Here is an 18,357-nt window from a genome sequence, read left to right as displayed (position 1 = left end):
GACGGGCTGCGCGTGGCCCTGACGGCTCGGGGTCAGACGTCGTCGTGCTCGCGCAGGAACCCGTCGACGAGCGGGAGCACCTGGTCGGGGAGCTGCCACAGGACGCCGTGCCCGCCGCCGGGCACGAGCTCGACGCGGGAGCCGCGCACCTGGTCGGTGACGCGGCGGCCCGCGGCGACCGGGTCGCCGAGCCTGGTGGCCGCGCCGAAGAACGCCAGGGTGGGCGCGGTGATCGCGCGGAGCCGCTCGTCGGTCAGGGGGCTCGGCCACGGCGTCCGACGGCGGTAGCGCAGGGCCGCGCGGGCGAGGGCGCGGTCCTCGTCGGCGAGCGTCACGCCGGGGGTCAGCCACTCGTCGAGGCGGGCGAGGTGGCGCGCCGTCGGCAGGGCCGCGGCCCGGACCATGCGTGAGACCACCTTCCTGTCGGGCCTGACCAGCGCGGTGATGCCCTCGCCGAGGACGAGCGCGCCCACGCGGTCGGTGGCGCGGTCGGTGGCGCGGTCGGTGGCGCGGTCGGGCGTGCCGGACGCCAGCAGCGCGGCGAACCAGGCGCCCTCGGAGTAGCCGAGGACGTGCGCGCGCTCCAGCCCGAGCCCCTCGAGGAGCTGGACGCCCCACGCGGCGTAGTCGTCGGCCGAGCGCAGCGCGGCGGTCTGCTCGCTGCGCCCGGCCGTGCCGACGACGTCGGGCGCGTAGACGACGCGGTCCGCGGCGAGGGAGCGCACCACGCCGTGCCAGCTCAGGCCCGTGCCGTTCAGCCCGTGCAGCAGCACGAGGGGCGTACGGGTCCCGGTGCCGGAGCGTCGCACGTGCGTGGGGCCGTAGGCGGTCTCGACCCGGACGTCCTCGGACGGCAGCGGCCAGCGGGTCTCGAGGTCGCGGTACGCCGCCTCGTAGGCGGTGCGTGCGGCCTCGCTGGTGAACCGGCCTGTCGACGGCATCGGACCTCCTGGTGCACAGTTGATGGTATGACCGTACCATCAACGTGGTACGGACGTATCATCAACACGACCGACCAGCACCGCCGAGGGGAGCGACCGTGCCGCGACGGGTGGACCACGACGAACGCCGCCGCCAGATCACCGACGCCTGCCGCCGGGTCGTCGCGCGCGACGGGCTCGAGGCGGCCACGTTCCAGGCCGTCGCCGCCGAGGCGGGCGTCTCCGTGCGCCTCGTGCAGTACTACTTCGGCCACAAGCACGGGCTGCTCGTCGCGACCCACCGCGCGGTGATCGAGGGGTCGGCGGCCCGGTTCGGCGGCGGGACGTCCCCTGGGGAGAGCGCCGAGCCGGCTCCGCCCCGCGCCGTCCTGCGCGCCGTGCTCGCCGCGCTGCTGCCGCTCGACGACGCCCGCCGCGCGGACGCCGTCGTCCTCGCGGCCTTCCACGCCGCCGCCCTGACCAACGAGGCCGTCACGCCGGAGGAGCTGCGCGGCGCCCCGCGGGCGCTCGTCGACCTCGTCGCGGCGCTGCTGCTGCGGGCGCGCGGAGACGGCACGGGCGCGGGGGAGGGCTCAGGGCCGGACGACGCGGCCCGGCTCGACGCGGCACGGCTCGACGCGGCACGGCTCGACGCGGAGGTGGTGCTCGCGTCGGCCGCCGGGCTCACGCAGGGGGTCCTCGCCGGGCACGTCACCGGCGAGACGGCGCTCGCCGTCGTCGACCGGCTGCTCGACCACCTCGTCGGCCCCGGCTGACGCTCGACGCGCCGGCGGCGGTCAGCGGGACTTCGTCAGCTCCGGCTTCTTGACCATCCCGGACAGCCCGTTCCAGGCGAGGTTGGTCAGGTGCGCGGCCACCTCGGCCTTGTCGGGGCTGCGGGCGTCGAGCCAGTACTGCCCGGTGAGCGCGACCATGCCCACCAGCATCTGCGCGTAGAGCGGCGCGGCCTTGCGGTCGAGCCCGTTGGCCTTGAACTGGTCGCCGAGGATGTGCTCCACCAGGGTCGCGACGTCGCCGATGAGGCTGGAGAACGTGCCGGTGGCCTGGGCGACGGGGGAGTCGCGCACCAGGATGCGGAAGCCGTCCTCCGACGCCTCGATGTAGCCGAGCAGGGCCAGCGCCGTGCGCTCCACCAGCACCTTGGGATGGCCGCCCTCCTCGAGCGCGCCGGTCAGCGCGGACGTCAGCGCGCGGACCTCGCGGTCGACGACGACGGCGTAGATGCCCTCCTTGCCGCCGAAGTGCTCGTAGACCACCGGCTTGGACACCTCGGCGCGGGCCGCGATCTCCTCGACGCTGGTGCCGTCGAAGCCCTTCTCGGCGAACAGGCCGCGGCTGACCGCGATCAGCTGCTCGCGCCGCTGGCTCGCCGTCATCCGGGCGCGCGGCGGACGCTTGGGCGCACGGGAGTCGGTGGGCATGGGCCCCATTGTGCCCTCCGGACGATGCGGCCGGTGTGGCGCGTGCCACGGCGCCGGTGGACGCCGAGAAGCGGGACGCGTGCCGGGGCGGTGGTGCGGACCTGGCAGACTGAGGACGGACGCCCGACGGTGCCGCGCCTGCTGGGGCGTGAACCCGGCCCGGGGGACCGATCCGCCTTGGTGTAATCGGCAGCACAGAGGTTTTTGGTGCCTTTGGTCCAGGTTCGAGTCCTGGGGGCGGAGCTCGGCACCATCGACAGAGCACACCCGAGAAGAGACGGAGCACTCGTGGTCTCGACAGGACCGGACGCCGCAGGACGCGTGGTTCAGGACGACGTTCAGGACGACACCGTGGCGAGACCGGCGGCCGTCGTCGTCCTCGCCGCGGGGCAGGGGACGCGGATGAGGTCCGCGACACCGAAGGTGCTGCACGCCCTGGGCGGGCGGACGATGCTCGGGCACGCGATGGCCGCGGCCCGCGAGCTCGACCCGCAGCAGGTGGCGGTCGTCGTCCGCCACGAGCGCGACGTCGTGGCCGCCGCCGCGGCGCAGATCGACCCGGCGGCCCTCGTCGTCGACCAGGACGAGATCCCCGGCACCGGCCGCGCCGTCCAGTGCGCGCTCGACGCGCTCGACGCCCGCGCCCACGCCGGTCGGGCCGCGCAGCTCGTGCACGACGACGCCGTCGACGACGAGCTGCACGCCGACCACGCCAACGGCGGCGACCACCCCCTGGGCGACGGCCTGGACGGCGCCGTCGTGGTCCTCGCCGGCGACATCCCCCTGCTGGACGGCGCCACGCTCGGCCAGCTGCTCGCCGCGCACCACGCGGACGGCAACGCCGTGACGATCCTCACGACCGAGGTCGCGGACGCGAACGGCTACGGCCGCATCGTGCGCGAGCCCGGCACCGGCGACGTCGTGGCGATCGTCGAGCACAAGGACGCGACGCCCGAGCAGCTCGAGGTCCGCGAGATCAACAGCTCGGTCTACGTCTTCGACGCCGCGGTGCTGCGCCGCGGGCTCGGCGGCCTGGACCGCGACAACGCGCAGGGCGAGGTCTACCTCACCGACGTCGTCGCGTCCGCGCGGGCCGAGGGCGGCGCCGTGCGCGCCGTGCTGAGCGACGACCCCATGCTCGTCGAGGGCGTCAACGACCGGGTGGCGCTCGCGACCCTGGGCGCCGAGCTCAACCGCCGCGTGCTCACGGAGTGGATGCAGGCCGGCGTCACCGTCGTCGACCCGGCGACCACCTGGGTGGACGTCGACGTCGAGCTCGCCCCCGACGTCACGCTCCTGCCCGGCACGCAGCTGCACGGCGCCACGAAGGTGTCCTCGGGCGCGACGATCGGCCCGGACACCACGCTGACCGACGTCGAGGTGGGCCCCGGCGCGACCGTCGTGCGCACGCACGGCTCGCTGTCCGTCATCGGCGAGAACGCGTCCGTCGGCCCGTTCGCCTACCTGCGCCCCGGCACCGAGCTGGGCACGAAGGGCAAGATCGGCACCTTCGTCGAGACGAAGAACGCGCAGATCGGCGAGGGCTCCAAGGTGCCGCACCTGTCGTACGTCGGCGACGCCACCATCGGCGAGCACACCAACGTCGGCGCCGCGTCGGTCACGGTGAACTACGACGGGCAGAAGAAGCACCGCACGGTGATCGGCTCGTACGCGAAGACGGGCGCCGACACGATGTTCGTCGCCCCCGTCACGGTGGGCGACGGCGCGTACACGGCCGCGGGCTCGGTCATCATCAAGGACGTGCCGGCCGGCGCGCTCGGCGTCGCCCGCGCGCAGCAGCGCAACGTCGAGGGCTGGGTCGAGCGCCGCTGGCCCGGGACGCCGGCCGCCGAGGCCGCCGCCCGCGCCCGCACCGAGGGCTCGGGCGGGGAGCTCGGTGCGCAGGCGCAGCGCCAGCTCGCCGCGCACAATGCCCTCACCGGCGCCATCCCGGTGGTGCCTCCCGCCGACAGCTCCGACCCGACCGCCGACCCGACCGAAGGAAGCACGCAGCGATGAACAACTTCATCCCCGGCACCGGTGAGCGCACGCTCGTCCTCGCCACCGGCCGGGCGCACCCGGAGCTCGCGGAGGCCGTGGCGAAGGAGCTCGGCATCGAGCTGCTGCCCGTGTCGGCGTACGACTTCGCGAACAGCGAGACGTACGTGCGGTTCAGCGAGTCGGTGCGCGGCTCGGACATCTTCCTGCTGCAGAGCCACACCGCCCCGGTGAACCAGTGGCTCATGGAGCAGCTGCTCATGGTCGACGCGGCCAAGCGCGGCTCGGCGCGCTCGATCACCGCCGTGGCGCCGTTCTACGCGTACGCACGCCAGGACAAGAAGAGCCGTGGCCGCGAGCCCATCTCCGCCCGCCTCGTCGCCGACATGCTCAGGACGGCGGGCGCGGACCGGATCCTCAGCATCGACCTGCACACGCCGCAGATCCAGGGCTTCTTCGACGGCCCGGTCGACCACCTGTGGGCCATGCCCGTGCTGGTCGACTACGTGCGCACCCGCGTGGACGTGTCCAACGCCGCCGTCGTCTCGCCCGACGCCGGCCGCATCCGCGTCGCCGAGCAGTGGGCCGCCAAGCTGGGCGGCTGCCCGCTGGCCTTCGTCCACAAGACGCGCGACGTCACGCGCCCCAACCAGGCCGTCGCCAACCGCGTGGTCGGCGAGGTCGAGGGGCGCGACTGCGTGCTCGTCGACGACCTCATCGACACCGGCGGCACCATCGCCGAGGCGGTCAAGGTGGTCATGGACGCCGGGGCCCGCTCCGTCACCGTGGCCGCCACGCACGGCGTGCTGTCCGACCCCGCCGCGCAGCGCCTGCAGGAGTGCGGCGCCACCGAGGTCGTCGTCACCGACACGCTGCCGATCACGGCCGACAAGCGGTTCGACAAGCTCACCGTGCTGTCCATCGCCCCGCTCGTCGCCCGCGCCATCCGCGAGGTCTTCGACGACGGCTCCGTGACGAGCCTGTTCGACGGCAACGCCTGACCGACGCCGGTGGCCCGGGGCGTGCGTCGTCCCGGGCCGCGGCGTCCCCCGGAGGGGAGGCACGGTGACATGACGGTGGACGTGACCGTGGTGGTCCCCACGTACAACGAGGGCCCGAACGTCGCCGAGCTGGTCCGCCGGCTCGCCGCCGCGCTCGGCCCCGACGGCGAGGGCCGCCGCGTCGCGCCCGGTGGCGTCGAGGTGCTGTTCGTCGACGACTCGAAGGACGACACCCCCGCCGTCATCGAACGGGTCGCCGCCACCTCCGCGGTGCCCGTGCGCCTGATCCACCGCGAGGTGCCCGACGGCGGCCTCTCGGGCGCCGTCGTCGCCGGCCTGCGCGCCGCGACCGGCGAGCGCGTCGTCGTGATGGACGGCGACCTGCAGCACCCGCCCGAGATGGTGCCCGTGCTGCTCACCACCGCGCGCGAGACCGACGCCGACGTCGTCGTCGCCTCCCGGTACACGGGCCGCGGGGACGCCGGCGGCCTCGACGGGCGCTACCGGCGCTGGGTCTCCAAGGCCTCGGGGCTGCTGGCCCGGTCCATGTTCCCCGTCAAGCTGCGCGACGTCTCGGACCCCATGACCGGGTTCTTCGTCGTCCGCACCGGCGCCGTCGACCTCGCGGGGCTGCGCCCGCGCGGCTTCAAGATCCTGCTCGAGATCCTCGCGCGGCAGCGGCTCGTCGTGGTCGAGGAGCCGTTCGTCTTCGGGGAACGGTTCGCGGGCCGGTCGAAGGCGACCGTCGCCAACGGGCTGCGTTACGTGCAGCAGCTCACCCTGCTCCGGTTCGGCCGGCTGTCCCCGTTCGCGCTGATCGGTGCGCTCGGCGCCGTGCTCAACCTCGCGATCCTCGCGGGGCTCCAGGGGCTCGGCGTGCACTACCTCCCCGCGGTGATCTGGGCCAACGCCGTGACGATCGTCATCAACTTCCTGCTGCAGGAGCGGTTCGTGTTCGCCGACCTGCGTGACGGCGCGCACGGCTTCTGGGGCCGCTTCGTGCGGTCCTTCGCCTTCAACGGCACCGAGGCCGCGGTCCGCACCCTGCTGCTGTGGTGGATCGTCGAGCGCGCCGTGCCGCACCCCGAGCTGGTGCAGGCGGTGCTCATCCTCGTCGCCTTCGTCGTGCGGTTCGTCTTCCAGGCGCAGGTCGTTTACCGCCCCCGCGGGGCGGCGCGGGCCCGGGCGCGCGCGGGCGAGGACGCCCGGCACTGACACCCCGTCCCGAGGGGGCTATACTCGTCCGGTTGCCTCGGCGAGGGACGTCTGACGGGCGCCGGTCACCCAGGTCGTACAGGTCCAGCACCTGCGACCCGGCCGCCACCCTCAGCGCAGGATCCGTCGGATTTCCGTGATCGACTGGGCGGCTGTCGGTGCACCGCACTCTGCGGGTGCCCCCACGGCGCGCTCTCGATCGCGTCCGTCACGTGTCCCACGCCGACGCAACCGCAGTTCGCGGGGACCACCACCTCGTGGACAGCCGACGGCTCCCTCTGGCCGTCGGCACGCACAGACATCCCAGGAGTGATCCACGTGTCCGACATCAAGCTCGCCGCCGAGGCCCGCACCGAGTTCGGCAAGGGCGCCGCCCGCCGCATCCGTCGCGAGAACAAGATCCCCGCCGTCCTGTACGGGCACGGCACCGACCCGCTGCACATCACCCTGCCGGGCCACGAGACGATGCTCGCCACGCGCCACTCCAACGCGCTGTTCACCATCGAGCTGGACGACAAGTCCGAGATGGCCGTCGTCAAGGACATCCAGCGCGACGCCGTCCGCGGCGTCATCGAGCACATCGACCTGCTGCTCGTGAAGCGCGGCGAGAAGATCGCCGTCGACGTCACCGTGAACGTCGTGGGCGAGTCGGCCCCGGGCACCATCCACTTCGTCGAGGCGCAGACCCTGTCGGTCGAGGCCGAGGCCACCCACCTGCCCGAGTCGGTCGAGGTCTCCATCGAGGGCCTCGAGGCCGGCCAGCACGTCACCGCCGGCGAGGTCGAGCTGCCGAAGGGCTCCACGCTGCTCACCGACCCCGAGGCGACCGTCGTCCAGATCGCCGAGCCGCGCGCCGAGGTCGCCGCCGAGGACGAGGAGGCCGCGGAGGGCGAGGCCGCCGAGGAGACCACCGAGGCCGCCGAGTCCACCGAGGGCTGACACCGCCTCACGCCCAGGGCGCCCGGTACCGTTCGGTTCCGGGCGCCCTTCGCGCGTCCGCGCCCTGAGCTGGCCGACCACCTGCTGCACCACGGAGAGAGAACGCAGATGACCGACACCCCCTGGCTGGTGGTCGGGCTGGGCAACCCCGGCCCGAAGTACGCGGGCAACCGGCACAACGTCGGGCACATGGTGCTCGACCTGCTCGCCGAACGCACGGGCGCGCGGTTCTCGCGGCACGCGCGCGCCCAGGCGGTCGTCGCCGAGACGCGGCTCGGCGTCCTGCCCGGCGGGCGCCCCGGGCCCCGCGTCGTGCTGGCGAAGCCCACCACGTACATGAACACGTCCGGCGGCCCCGTCGCCGGGCTCGTGAAGTACTACGGCGTCGACCCGGCCCAGGTCGTCGTCGTGCACGACGAGGTCGACATCCCGTTCGACACCATCAAGCTCAAGTCCGGCGGCGGCGAGGGCGGCCACAACGGCCTGCGCGACATCACCAAGGCCCTCGGCACCAAGGACTACGTCCGCGTCCGCGTCGGCGTCGGGCGCCCCCCGGGGCGCATGGACACCGCCGACCACGTGCTCAAGGACTTCTCCGCCACCGAGCGCAAGGACCTGCCCATCCTCGTCGACGACGCCGCCGACGCCGTGGAGATGGTGCTCGCCGAGGGGCTCCTCGCCGCGCAGGGGAAGTTCCACACGAAGGTCTGACACGGACGTCTGACGCGGCGCGGCCCGCGGCCTGACCGGGCTCTTCACCCGGGTGGAAAGGTCGCCGCGGGGTCCTTTCCGTGCGCCGGTCTCCTTACGCTCGACGGGCGGTCCCGACCGTCCGCACGAGGAGGAACCATGGGCCCGACGGTGGCACTGGCGCACGACTACCTGACGCAGCGCGGCGGCGCCGAGCGGGTGGCGCTGACGATGGCCCGGGCCTTCCCGTCGGCACCGCTCTACACGACGCTGTACCACCCCGACGGGACCTTCCCCGAGTTCGCGGACGTGGACGTGCGCCCGTCGCGCCTGGACCGGGTCGGCACGCTGCGGCGCCACCACCGCCTGGCCCTGCCGCTGCTCCGCGGCGCGGTCGAGAGCCAGCCCGTCGACGCCGACGTGCTCCTCGCCAGCTCCAGCGGGTGGGCGCACCGCTACCGCGGCGCGCGGCGCACGGTCGTGTACTGCTACGCGCCCGCGCGCTGGCTCTACCAGCGCGACCGGTACCTCTCCGGGGCCTCCGGGCGGGCCTGGAAGGACCGTTGGCGCACCGGGATCGCCGGCGCCGCGCTCGACCTCCTCGGCCCCGGGCTGCGGGCGTCCGACACGGCCGCCGCCGCCCGTGCCGACGTGTACCTGGCCGTCTCGACCGTCGCCCGGCGCGCCGTGCGCGAGGCCTACGGCATCGACGCCGAGGTCGTGCCGCCCCCGCCCGCGATGGAGCCGGAGGGGCCCGTGACCGCGATGCCGGGGATCGCCCCCGGCTACCTGCTGTGCGTGGCGCGGCTGCTGCCGTACAAGAACGTCGACGTCGTCGTCGCGGCAGCGCGACGGCTCCGTCTGCCCCTCGTCGTCGTCGGCGACGGCCCCGACCGCGAGCGGCTCGAACGGCTGGCGGACGAGAGGGTCCGGTTCGTCGGCAAGGTCGACGACGCGCAGCTGCGGTGGCTGTACGGCCACGCGTCGCTGCTGGTGGCCACGTCGTACGAGGACTACGGGCTCACGCCGCTGGAGGCCGCGGCGTTCGGCGTCCCGGCGGTGACGCTCGGCACCGGCGGCTACCTGGACACCGTGGTCGACGGCGTGACCGGGCTGTACGTGGACCGCCCGGACGCCGCGCCGGTCGCCGAGGGGATCGAGGCCGCGCTCGCCCGCTCCTGGGACCAGGAGGCCATCGGCGTGCACGTCAAGGGGTTCTCCCGGGACGCGTTCGTCGCCCGGCTGCAGGACGTGGTGGCGCAGGAGGCCGTGGCGGCCGGGGTGCCGGGGACACAGGGGGAGGTAGGGGGCCGATGACCGTCCGGGAGTTCCTGCGGGTGATGTGGGAGGGCAAGTACCTCCTGATCGGGTCGGTCGTGCTCGCGCTGGCCGCCGCGTGGGTGTACGCCGACCGCAAGCCCGAGGTGTTCGAGGCGACCGCGACGGTCCAGATCAACGCCGTCGAGCTGGGCGACAGCACGTCGCCGGCGGCCACCACCACGAGCGTCGACACCGACCCGGGGCTCGTCGAGGCGCCCGGTGTGCTCCAGGTGGTGGCCGAGGGCGTGGCCGCGGGAGCGGACCCGAAGGCGCTCGCCGCCCAGGTCTCGGGAGCGTTCGACGCCTCCACGCAGGTCATGGCGGTCACCACCACGGCGGGCGCCCCGGGCGACGCGGTCGTGCTGGCGAACGCGGTGGCGTCCGCCTACGTCGATAGCCTGCCCGGCGTCATCGACGACCAGATCGCCGAGATCGACGCCCGCCGCGACGCGCTGCGGGGCCAGCTCGACGCGGTCGACAAGCAGGTGAAGGACAAGCCCAAGGACCCCCTGGCGGGCGCGGAGCGCTCCACCATCATCGACCAGTACCAGACCCTGTCGGCCAGCAGGAGCACGCTCGAGTCGATCGTGACGCCCGCCCAGATCCTCACTCCCGCCACCGGTTCCTCAGCCGTGGTGGTGGGGCTGCCGCGGGCCAGCATCGTCCTTCTCGGCGCGCTCGCCGGGCTCGCGATCGGGGTCGGCCTCGCCCTCGCCCGCCGGGCCCTCGACTCCCGGCTGCGTGGCCGTGCCGACGCCGCGGCCGCGGCCGGCGTCCCGGTCCTTGCAGAGCTCTACGGGGTGACCCGGGCCGCCAAGTCGTACCGCCGCACCCCGGTGCTGCCGATCTCGAGCCGGGTCGCCTCCCCGTTCACCGAGTCGATCCGGGAGCTGCGCACCGCCCTGCACGTGGCGATGCAGGACCGCGAGCACGCCGTGGTCGTCGTGACGGCCACCGACCCGCACGCGCCGCGGCCGTTCATCGCCGCCAACCTCGCGGCGTCGTGGGCCATGAGCGGGCGGGCCACCGTCGCGGTGTCGGGCGACCTGCGTCGTCCGGACCTGGAGGACCTCCTGCCGCGCCCGAACGGTCCGGGCACCGGTCCGGACGGGTTGCGTCCCACCCAGGTGCCCAACCTCCGCTTCCTCGCCCTCCACGACCCGACGATGGACCCTGCGGACTACCTGGCGACGGACCGGGTCCGTGCGACCGTCGAGGCGGCGCGGGACGCCGGCGAGGTGCTCGTCATCGACGCGCCGCCCGTGCTGGCGGCGGCGGACGCCACGATCCTCGGCGCCTACGCGGACTGCGTCGTCCTCGTCGCCACCGCCGGCCGGACCGCGCGGAGCGTCCTCGCCGAGGCGGCCGAGCGGCTGCGCATCAACGGCGTACCGCTCACCGGCGTCGCGCTGGCCGGGGTGAAGGGCGACAGCCGGATGGTCTACGCGTCGACCTACGGCGAGCCCGTCGAGTCGGACCCGTCCGACGGTCCGTCCGCCGCGGTGCCCGACCCCGTCGACGAGACGGCGGACCGCACCCCGAGCGGTCCGCAGGGCACGCCGGACGACCGGGCGCTCACCGGCTCGGACGACGACGCGTCCCCGGCCCCGGCGCGCGACGAGTCAGGCCCCGCGCGGGCCGTCACACCGCCGACGCCGGTCCGCCCCCCGGCGTTCCCGCCCACGGGGGTCCGGGTCGCGACCGTGGCCGCACCGCCGTCCGCGGAGCAGGAGCCGCCGACGCCCGCGCAGGTCGCGCCCACGATCGGCCGGCTGCTGCGGACCGCGCGCTCGTCGTGACGGTGCCACCGGGCGCTGCCGAGCGGCCGCTGCGCGTCGTGGTCGTCGACCACACCGCGGCGCTGGGCGGAGGGGAGCTGGCGCTGCTTCGGCTGGCCGCGGAGCTCGACCCGAGCCGCGTCGAGCTCCGCGCGGTCGTGCTGGACGACGGCCCGCTCGTCGAGCGGCTGCGGGCGGCCGGAGTGCGGACGCTCGTGGTCCACGCCGGGGCGCGGTCGCGGGGTATGGACCGGCACGCGCTCGGCGGATCCTGGCGCGCGGTGCTCGCGGTGGGCGAGACCGCCCGGCTCGTGGTCCGGGTGGCCGCGGTGCTCCGGCGCGCGGACGCCGACGTCGTGCACACCAACTCGCTGCGCGCCGATGTCGTCGGGCTCCTCGCGGCCCGGTGGTGCCGGGTCCCGGTGGTGTGGCACGTCCACGACCGGATCGCCGACGACTACCTGCCGCCGGTGGCGGTGCGGCTCCTGCGCGCGCTGGCCCGCCGGGGCCCGCGCGCGGTCGTCGCGAACTCGGAGGCGACGGCCCGGACGCTCCCGGGGGTGCGCGACCTCACCGTCGCGCACCCCGGGTACGCGCCGGACCAGGCGGTGCCGGCGTACGACGCCCGCGTGCCGCCGGAGCGCCCGGTGGTGGGCCTGGTCGGCCGGCTCAGCCCGACCAAGGGGCAGCTCGAGCTCGTGCGGGCCGCCCGGACGGTGCTCGACCGCCGCCCCGACGTGCGCTTCCGCCTGGTCGGGGGCGCGTTGTTCGGGGCCGACGCCTACGCGGACGCGGTCGACGCGGAGATCGACCGGCTCGGGCTGCACGGCGCCGTCGACGTCGTCGGGTTCAGCGACGACCCGGCCGACGAGCTCGACCGGCTGTCGGTCTGCGTGCACGCCTCGCCCGTACCCGAGCCCTTCGGGCAGGTGGTGGTCGAGGCGATGGTGCGCGGCGTCCCCGTGGTCGCGACCGACGCGGGCGGCGTCCCGGAGATCGTCCGGCCGCCCGGCCGGGACCTGGGCCTGCTCGTCCCGCCGGGCGACGTGGAGGCGCTCGCGGCCGGGCTCCTGGCCGTGCTGGACGACCCCGGCGCGGCAGAGCGGCGCGCCCGGGCGGCGTACGACGACGCGACCCGGCGGTTCCCCGCCCGCGGGACCGCGCGGGCCCTCACCGAGGTGTGGGAGCGGGTCGCCGGACGGCCTCGACGACGTCGGACATGAGGGCCACCTGGCGCACCCAGGTGGGGATGGGCTCGGGGTCCGTGCCGCTGTCCTCGTCGAGCGGCGCGGCCGGCCCGCGCGACGGCTCCGCGAGCGCGTCCCGGACGGCGGCGGCGAACCCCTCCGGCGACGCGACGGCGACTCGCGGGTCGGCGGTGTCGCGGAAGCCGGCCACGGGCGTCGACACGACGGGCCGCCCCACCGCCCGGTACTCGTAGAGCTTGAGCGGGTCGAGGCTGTCCGTGAAGTCGTCGACGACGTGCGGGACGACGAGCGCGTCGGCGTGCTGGAGGTAGGCCGGCACCGCGTCGAACGGTCGGGCACCCAGGACGGTCACGCCCGCCCGGCGGAGCCGCTCGACGTCGGGCCGCTCCAGCGAGACCGGGCCGACGAGCACCAGGGAGCCCACGCCGTCGAGGGCGCGGGCGGTGTCCTCGCAGAGCCCGACGTCGAGCCGGTCGGCGTGCAGCGTGCCGACGTAGACGGCCGTCGCGCCCGGCGGGAGGTCCGCCGGGCGAGCCGCCGGGCGCCGGTACCGCTCGACGTCCACACCGTTGGTGACCAGCACGACCGAGCGGGCGTCGGCCTTGCGGGCCGCGAGCGTGGGGGAGCAGACGGTGACCGCCGCGGCGTGCTCCACCAGGTAACGGTCCGACTCGGCGACCCGGCGGGACTCGGCCGGGCCGCGCGTGGCCGCCGTCCAGTCGTCGGTGACGTCGTACAGGGTGGGCCAGCCGCTGACGCGCGCCAGCGTGGCGCCGTACGGGTCGTTGACCCACAGCACCGGCAGTGTCAGCCCGAGGCGGCGCGCGGCCCGGACGACGACGGCCGCGCGCCGCTCGTCGCCGTGCGGGGCGACCCGCCGGGGCAGCAGCTTGGTCGGCTCGAGCAGCCAGAGGCGGCGCGGGCCGACGCCCTCGACGTCCGGGGCGGGCCGCAGCCCTCGACCGGGCCGTGGCCGGGCGCCACGGGTCACGGCGTGCACAGGGTCGCTGACCGGCTCGACGAAGAGCACCCGGGCCGACGGGCGTTCGCGCAGGAGACCGGCGACGAGGTACTGGTTGCGCCGCCAGACGTCGTCCCACGGCTCGAGCGACATCACGACGATGTCGGGGCCGACGGTCTCGCGGACCGGTGTCACGACAGCACCTGCCGGTACACGCGCTCGGTGGCGGCCGCCTGGCGTGCGACGGAGAACTCGGCCTGCTGCCGGGCCTGCAGGGCGGCGCCGTAGCGGTCGCGCCGGCGGGGGTCGTCCGCGAGGGCGCGCAGCCGCCGCCCCGCGTCGTCGACGTCCCCGGTGGCGTACAGGCCGGGTCCGCCGGCGGAGCCGAGGGACTCGACGTGCCCGCCGGAGCCGTCGGCCACGACCGGGACGCCGCTCGCCATGGCCTCGAGCACGCTCAGCCCGAAGCCGTCGCCGGGGGTCGGGGCGAGGAAGAGTCCCGCGTCGGCCAGGAGCGCGGGCACGTCGTCGCGGTGGCCGAGGAGATCGACGGCCCCGTCCAGCCCGAGCTCGCTCACGAGCTCCTTGGTCGCCACCTCGAGCGAGCCCGACCCGGCGACCCGCAGGCGCCAGCCGCGGTCGGCGAGCCCCGACGCCGCGAACGCCCGGACGCCGGAGTCGACCCGCTTCTCCGGCTCGAGCCGGGACGCGATCAGCACCACGGGCGACCGGAGCGCCGCGCCGCGCGGGTGCGGTCGCTCCTCGAGGCCTGCGACCACCACCCGGCTCGGGCCGTCGATGCGGTCCTGCACGAAGGCGCTGATCGCGATCTGGGCGGCGACGGTGCGACGGATCACCGGCGCGGCGACGCGGCCGGCGGCGCTGCGCCCCCGGACCAGGGCGAAGTGCCGCGTCACGACGAGCGGCACGCGGTGCAGGAGCACCCGGGGGACGAGGCACGCCGCGAGCTCGCCCGCCGTCATGTGCGCGTGGACGACGTCCGGCTGCGGCCCCCGCACGAGCGAGCGTCGCGCCCGGGCGACCGTCGACCCCGGCCTGAGCTCGACGTCGTCGCCGACGACGGCGCGCATCGGCTCCTCCGCACCGCCCACCACCGCGACGACGTGGCCCGCCCGCGCCTGCGCCCGCGCGAGGCGCGCGACGTGGGCCTCGACGCCGGCGTACGCGTCCGTCACGACGACGTGCGTGATCCTCATGAGCGGCCACCGGGGAGCAGGAGCTCCTCGCCCTGCGCCGGGACCGGCTGCTCCACCGGGGCCAGGGCGGCTCGCGCCGCGCGTCGACGGACGCGCGCCGGCCGGTCGTCGAGGAGGGGCGCTCCTGGCGCCTTCGCGAACCCTTCGGCGCCCAGGCAGACCCCTACGAGCAGGAAGGGCAGGGACACGATGATCGCGACCCAGAACTGGTCGAACTGGCTCGCCACGAGGCGCGACGCGAGCAGGGCGACGGCGAGCGTCCCGAACCGGCGGTCCATCCGCCACGCGACCACGAGCGTGCCCAGCATGAGGACCGCGAACCCGGCGAGGCCGACGATGCCGACCGAGGACAGCACCTCCGCGACCGCGTTGGGCGGTTGGAACCCGAGCTCGGGCCCCACGGTCCACCAGCGCAGCCCGGCGCCGAACCACAGGTGCTCCCGCCAGACGTCGAACCCGCCCTCGATGCCCACGGCGCGGAACGCCGTGGAGTTGAACGGGTCGTCGCCGGAGAGGTCGTCCTGCACCCGGCTCGCGACGAAGATGGCGGCGGGGGCCATGGTGAGCAGCATGAGGATCGGGGTCTGGCGGCGTCCGCGCCCGGCACGCAGCGCGAGCACGATGAGGCCGACACCCAGGCCGACGATCGCCTGGCGAGACTGCACGGCCATGAGCGCGAGCACGAGCAGGTAGAAGGCCGGCACCCGGAACCAGGCCGGCCACCGCAGCCACGGCTGACGCACGAAGACGAGCAGGGCGACCGAGGCGAAGATCGGGCCCGCGAGGTTCTTGTGCAGCTCGAACGGCCAGCTCGGGTAGACCGGCGACACGTCGCCCTGCGCGAGCTGCACGGCGGCGGTCGCGCAGGCGTCGAGCGCGATCGCGAGCACGAACACGGTCAGGAGCGTCAGCCCGAGCGTCGCGTGCCCGGACCGCCCCACCGCCCAGCCCACGACCAGGGCCCCGCCCACCAGCAGCCACGCGTGGAACCACTCGATCGAGTTCTGGGCGAAGGGGGTGGCGACGACGGCGAAGAGCGTCGCGAGCTGGTACACCGCCGACAGCCAGAGCATGGACCGCAGGGCGGGCGTGAACGGGCGCGGTGAGAAGAGGACGGCGACCCAGAAGGTCGCGAACAGGGTCACGTCGCCCAGCGACATGTTCAGGGAGTCCCCGCCCACCCGCTCGGCCACGACGAAGGTGGGCATCGCGACCACGGGGACCAGCGAGGGGTCGTAGAGCATCACGCAGGCCAGCACCGCGACGGAGGTCACGGCCACCCCGAGGGTGAGATCGTGGGCGAGCACGTAGGTCGCCGCGAGGACGACGACGCCGAGGACCGCGGCCCACGTCGCGACGCGCGTCGTGGACAGCAGGCTCGACTCGATGCCCGTCTTCATGCCCGTCCGCGGCTCCCCGCTCGTCCGCGGGCGCAGGTGGTGGGCGCCGGGCCCGCCGGCGCTCACGACGGCACCGCTTCGCGGTCCTCCAGCGACGCCGGCCCGCCGAGGTACGCGCGCAGACGCCGCTGGGCGTGCTCCCGGCGGGGCCCGCGCAGCGCGGCGGAGCGCAGCACCGCACCCGCGACGAGACCGGCACGGGCAGCGGTCCAGCCAGCCGCACCATAGTGCTTGCGCAGGTAGCGCTCCTGCGACGCGTGGAAGTGCAGCTCGCGGACCCGGACGTCACCACCCGTGCCCGCGCCCTCGTGCACGACCTCGGTGGTGGGCACGAGGGCGTGTCGCCAGCCCTGCCGGTCGGCCCGGTACGCCCAGTCGGTCTCTTCGGCGTAGAGGAAGAACCGCTCGTCGAGCCCGCCGACACCGCGCAGCGCGGCTGCGCGGATCAGCAGCGCGGAGCCGATGACGAAGGTGCGCTCACGTGGCAGCCGGAGCCGGCCGAGGCCGGCGGCCTCCAGCCATGCCCGCGCCGGAGAGGGGAACGGCCAGACGACGCGTCCCGGTCGGCCCGCGCCGTCGACCTGCGAGGGGCCGACGCTCGCCAGCCCGGGGTCCGCGTGCAGGGCCTCGTGGAGCGTCGCGACGGTCTCGGGCCCGACGACGGCGTCGGGGTTGAGGAGGAACACGTCCGCTCCGGGGTCCTGCCGGTGCGCGAGCGCCACGTTGACGGCCGCCGCGAACCCGAGGTTGCGCCCGGGGTCGTGGTAGGCGGCGCCGAAGACCTGGGCGAGCGCGCGGTGCCGCGGGTCGGACGAGTTGTCGACCACGGTGATCGGAAAGGCTCCCGCCAGTGGCTCGAGCGCGGAGCGCAGCAGGTCGGGGTGGCCGTAGGCGACGACCACCACCTCGACGCGGGGGGCCGGCCGACCTGCCGTGCCTTCGTGCGCGGCCGGACCGTGGTCGCGTGCCGGCGCGCCGAGGGCCGCCTCGTAGACCGCGCGGTACCGACGGGCGACCTCGGGCCACGAGCACTCGCGTGCACGATCGAGCCCGGCCAGGCGCAGCGTGCGCGCGGTCCGCGGGTGGGTCGCCTGCCGGATCCCGTCCAGCAGGGCATCGGGTTCGTCCGGTGCCACGAGGACACCGGCGCCGGCGACGAGGTCCGGCACGGAGCCGACACGGGTCGCCACGACCGGGGTGCCGCACGCCATCGCCTCGACCACCACGCGGCCGAACTGCTCGGCCAGGCCCGGGGCGTGCCTCGACGGCACGACCAGGACGTCCAGCCCGCGGTAGAAGGCGGGAAGGTCGTCGGTGTCGAGCGGGCCGAGGAAGTCGACGCGGTCGCCCCACGGGGCGGCGATCCGCCGCAGCCTCGCCTCCTCCGGACCGGCGCCCGCCACCACGAGGTCCAGCGCCTCGTCCCGGGCGACGGCCGCGAGGAGCACGTCCACCCCCTTCTGGGCGGTGAGGCGCCCGGCGTACCCGACGCGCACCCGTCCCGGCGTGCGCGGCCCGGCTGGCCGCCTCCCGAGCTCTGCTTCGTCGGCGGGAGAGAACACGGTGGTGTCGAGACCGAGCGGGATCCGCTCGACCAGCCCCCGGGCGCCCTTGTAGCGCACGATACGGGCGGCGTCGTGGTTGCAGGTGACGACGGCGGCGGCGCCGCGCAGCGCGGCCGCCTCGAGCGCCCGGAACGGCCACGGGTACCGCTTGAGGAGGTTCTGCGCGGAGTAGAGGAGGTACGGCGCGGGGCGGGAGCGCCGCCCGCGCGCCGCGTCCACGAGCCGCCGCGCGGCGCGGACGCCCAGGATCTCGGCGGTCGCGAGCGCCACGGGCTCCTCGTGGATGTCGAGGACGTCCCACTGCTCGCCGAGCACCCGCCACAGGGCCCGCGGGTCGTAGAGGAACAGGGCGGGGTGCCTGCCGAACGTGCGCGCGGTCTCGAGCTCCTCGTCCGGCGAGGGCGCGGGGCGCACGTCGCGGCCGCCCTCGTCCCAGACGGCGGCCGTGAGGACGCGGACGTGGTCGCCGCGCCGGCGCAGCTCGGCCTCGCGGCCGCGCCACGCGTCGACCACCGCGCTGTGGGAGATGCGCAGGATCCTCATGGCTCCCGATCCTCGTCGCCGGGGTGCGGCCGGGGAACGTCGCAGGCCCGGAATCACCCGGGTGACGAGGCTTTTCACCCCGGGCAACCCTCACGGTGGGAGGCGGCTGCTGGTTAGCGTCGAGGCGGCGGTGAAGCCACCGGCCCGAGGGCTTCCCTGC

15 protein-coding genes and 1 tRNA gene are annotated in these 18,357 nt (G+C 75.3%); 10 read left to right on the top strand and 6 right to left on the bottom strand.

Annotation, left to right across the window (positions count from 1 at the left end):
- Nucleotides 1–32: 32 nt before the first annotated feature.
- Nucleotides 33–941 carry an alpha/beta fold hydrolase gene (locus ACFVS0_RS04370; RefSeq protein ID WP_430587268.1) on the bottom strand — a complete coding sequence of 303 codons (909 nt, stop codon included), beginning with the start codon at nt 939–941 and terminating at the stop codon, nt 33–35.
- A 98-nt stretch (nt 942–1,039) separates the two neighbouring features.
- On the opposite strand from ACFVS0_RS04370, the gene ACFVS0_RS04365 reads away from it, so the two are divergent.
- Nucleotides 1,040–1,696 (top strand): TetR/AcrR family transcriptional regulator, encoded by a 657-nt coding sequence (locus ACFVS0_RS04365; protein ID WP_430587267.1) that lies wholly within the window; start codon nt 1,040–1,042, stop codon nt 1,694–1,696.
- 21 nt (nt 1,697–1,717) lie between these two features.
- Here the strand turns inward: ACFVS0_RS04365 and ACFVS0_RS04360 are convergent, their stop codons facing one another.
- Nucleotides 1,718–2,317 (bottom strand): TetR/AcrR family transcriptional regulator, encoded by a 600-nt coding sequence (locus ACFVS0_RS04360; protein WP_430549030.1) that lies wholly within the window; start codon nt 2,315–2,317, stop codon nt 1,718–1,720.
- 216 nt (nt 2,318–2,533) lie between these two features.
- Between ACFVS0_RS04360 and ACFVS0_RS04355 the strand changes: the two genes are divergently transcribed.
- The 9 genes from ACFVS0_RS04355 (at nt 2,534) to ACFVS0_RS04315 (ending at nt 12,526) form a co-directional block, all read left to right on the top strand.
- Nucleotides 2,534–2,605 (top strand) — tRNA-Gln (locus tag ACFVS0_RS04355).
- 159 nt (nt 2,606–2,764) lie between these two features.
- Nucleotides 2,765–4,381 (top strand): bifunctional UDP-N-acetylglucosamine diphosphorylase/glucosamine-1-phosphate N-acetyltransferase GlmU, encoded by a 1,617-nt coding sequence (gene glmU, locus ACFVS0_RS04350; protein WP_430549031.1) that lies wholly within the window; start codon nt 2,765–2,767, stop codon nt 4,379–4,381.
- Nucleotides 4,378–5,361, top strand: coding sequence for a ribose-phosphate diphosphokinase (locus ACFVS0_RS04345; RefSeq protein WP_430548778.1), 984 nt, complete (start codon nt 4,378–4,380; stop codon nt 5,359–5,361). The genes glmU and ACFVS0_RS04345 overlap by 4 nt, the downstream gene beginning before the upstream one ends.
- Before the next feature lie 75 nt (nt 5,362–5,436).
- Nucleotides 5,437–6,576, top strand: a complete 1,140-nt coding sequence (locus tag ACFVS0_RS04340; RefSeq protein ID WP_430562438.1) for a glycosyltransferase family 2 protein — start codon at nt 5,437–5,439, stop codon at nt 6,574–6,576.
- A gap of 318 nt (nt 6,577–6,894) precedes the next feature.
- Nucleotides 6,895–7,515: a 50S ribosomal protein L25/general stress protein Ctc gene (locus tag ACFVS0_RS04335; RefSeq protein WP_430548779.1), complete on the top strand. Its 621-nt coding sequence runs from the start codon at nt 6,895–6,897 to the stop codon at nt 7,513–7,515.
- 108 nt (nt 7,516–7,623) lie between these two features.
- Entirely contained in the window at nt 7,624–8,226 is a 603-nt protein-coding gene (gene pth, locus ACFVS0_RS04330; protein ID WP_430548780.1) for an aminoacyl-tRNA hydrolase, read from the top strand.
- A gap of 138 nt (nt 8,227–8,364) precedes the next feature.
- Nucleotides 8,365–9,522, top strand: a complete 1,158-nt coding sequence (locus ACFVS0_RS04325; RefSeq protein ID WP_430562423.1) for a glycosyltransferase — start codon at nt 8,365–8,367, stop codon at nt 9,520–9,522.
- Nucleotides 9,519–11,324: a hypothetical protein gene (locus ACFVS0_RS04320; RefSeq protein WP_430587266.1), complete on the top strand. Its 1,806-nt coding sequence runs from the start codon at nt 9,519–9,521 to the stop codon at nt 11,322–11,324. Before ACFVS0_RS04325 ends, ACFVS0_RS04320 begins: the two co-directional genes overlap by 4 nt.
- Nucleotides 11,321–12,526, top strand: coding sequence for a glycosyltransferase (locus ACFVS0_RS04315; RefSeq protein ID WP_430587265.1), 1,206 nt, complete (start codon nt 11,321–11,323; stop codon nt 12,524–12,526). The genes ACFVS0_RS04320 and ACFVS0_RS04315 overlap by 4 nt, the downstream gene beginning before the upstream one ends.
- Here the strand turns inward: ACFVS0_RS04315 and ACFVS0_RS04310 are convergent.
- From ACFVS0_RS04310 to ACFVS0_RS04295, 4 genes are read right to left on the bottom strand one after another with little or no spacing between them, the layout of a single operon-like run.
- On the bottom strand, nt 12,474–13,667 hold the full coding sequence (locus tag ACFVS0_RS04310) for a glycosyltransferase (protein ID WP_430587264.1): 1,194 nt from the start codon (nt 13,665–13,667) through the stop codon (nt 12,474–12,476). The two genes, ACFVS0_RS04315 and ACFVS0_RS04310, sit on opposite strands and share 53 nt — an antisense overlap.
- Nucleotides 13,664–14,689, bottom strand: coding sequence for a glycosyltransferase family 4 protein (locus ACFVS0_RS04305; RefSeq protein ID WP_430562419.1), 1,026 nt, complete (start codon nt 14,687–14,689; stop codon nt 13,664–13,666). Before ACFVS0_RS04305 ends, ACFVS0_RS04310 begins: the two co-directional genes overlap by 4 nt.
- Nucleotides 14,686–16,155 carry an O-antigen ligase family protein gene (locus tag ACFVS0_RS04300; RefSeq protein WP_430562418.1) on the bottom strand — a complete coding sequence of 490 codons (1,470 nt, stop codon included), beginning with the start codon at nt 16,153–16,155 and terminating at the stop codon, nt 14,686–14,688. Before ACFVS0_RS04300 ends, ACFVS0_RS04305 begins: the two co-directional genes overlap by 4 nt.
- Entirely contained in the window at nt 16,152–18,197 is a 2,046-nt protein-coding gene (locus ACFVS0_RS04295) for a glycosyltransferase (RefSeq protein ID WP_430587263.1), read from the bottom strand. Before ACFVS0_RS04295 ends, ACFVS0_RS04300 begins: the two co-directional genes overlap by 4 nt.
- Between the last annotated feature and the right edge of the window lie 160 nt (nt 18,198–18,357).

Origin of the sequence: Isoptericola sp. NPDC058082, from assembly GCF_042885055.1 — a bacterium.
Taxonomy (GTDB): domain Bacteria; phylum Actinomycetota; class Actinomycetes; order Actinomycetales; family Cellulomonadaceae; genus Isoptericola.
This window is presented reverse-complemented; position numbering and strand designations above follow the sequence as displayed.

Bases quoted from the DNA above. Each gene is read 5' to 3' on its own strand.
- ACFVS0_RS04370 (WP_430587268.1), bottom strand. From the start codon at position 941: ATGCCGTCGACAGGCCGGTTCACCAGCGAGGCCGCACGCACCGCCTAC.
- ACFVS0_RS04360 (WP_430549030.1), bottom strand. From the start codon at position 2,317: ATGACGGCGAGCCAGCGGCGCGAGCAGCTGATCGCGGTCAGCCGCGGC.
- glmU (WP_430549031.1), top strand. From the start codon at position 2,765: ATGAGGTCCGCGACACCGAAGGTGCTGCACGCCCTGGGCGGGCGGACG.
- ACFVS0_RS04345 (WP_430548778.1), top strand. From the start codon at position 4,378: ATGAACAACTTCATCCCCGGCACCGGTGAGCGCACGCTCGTCCTCGCC.
- pth (WP_430548780.1), top strand. From the start codon at position 7,624: ATGACCGACACCCCCTGGCTGGTGGTCGGGCTGGGCAACCCCGGCCCG.
- ACFVS0_RS04325 (WP_430562423.1), top strand. From the start codon at position 8,365: ATGGGCCCGACGGTGGCACTGGCGCACGACTACCTGACGCAGCGCGGC.
- ACFVS0_RS04320 (WP_430587266.1), top strand. From the start codon at position 9,519: ATGACCGTCCGGGAGTTCCTGCGGGTGATGTGGGAGGGCAAGTACCTC.
- ACFVS0_RS04305 (WP_430562419.1), bottom strand. From the start codon at position 14,689: ATGAGGATCACGCACGTCGTCGTGACGGACGCGTACGCCGGCGTCGAG.
- ACFVS0_RS04295 (WP_430587263.1), bottom strand. From the start codon at position 18,197: ATGAGGATCCTGCGCATCTCCCACAGCGCGGTGGTCGACGCGTGGCGC.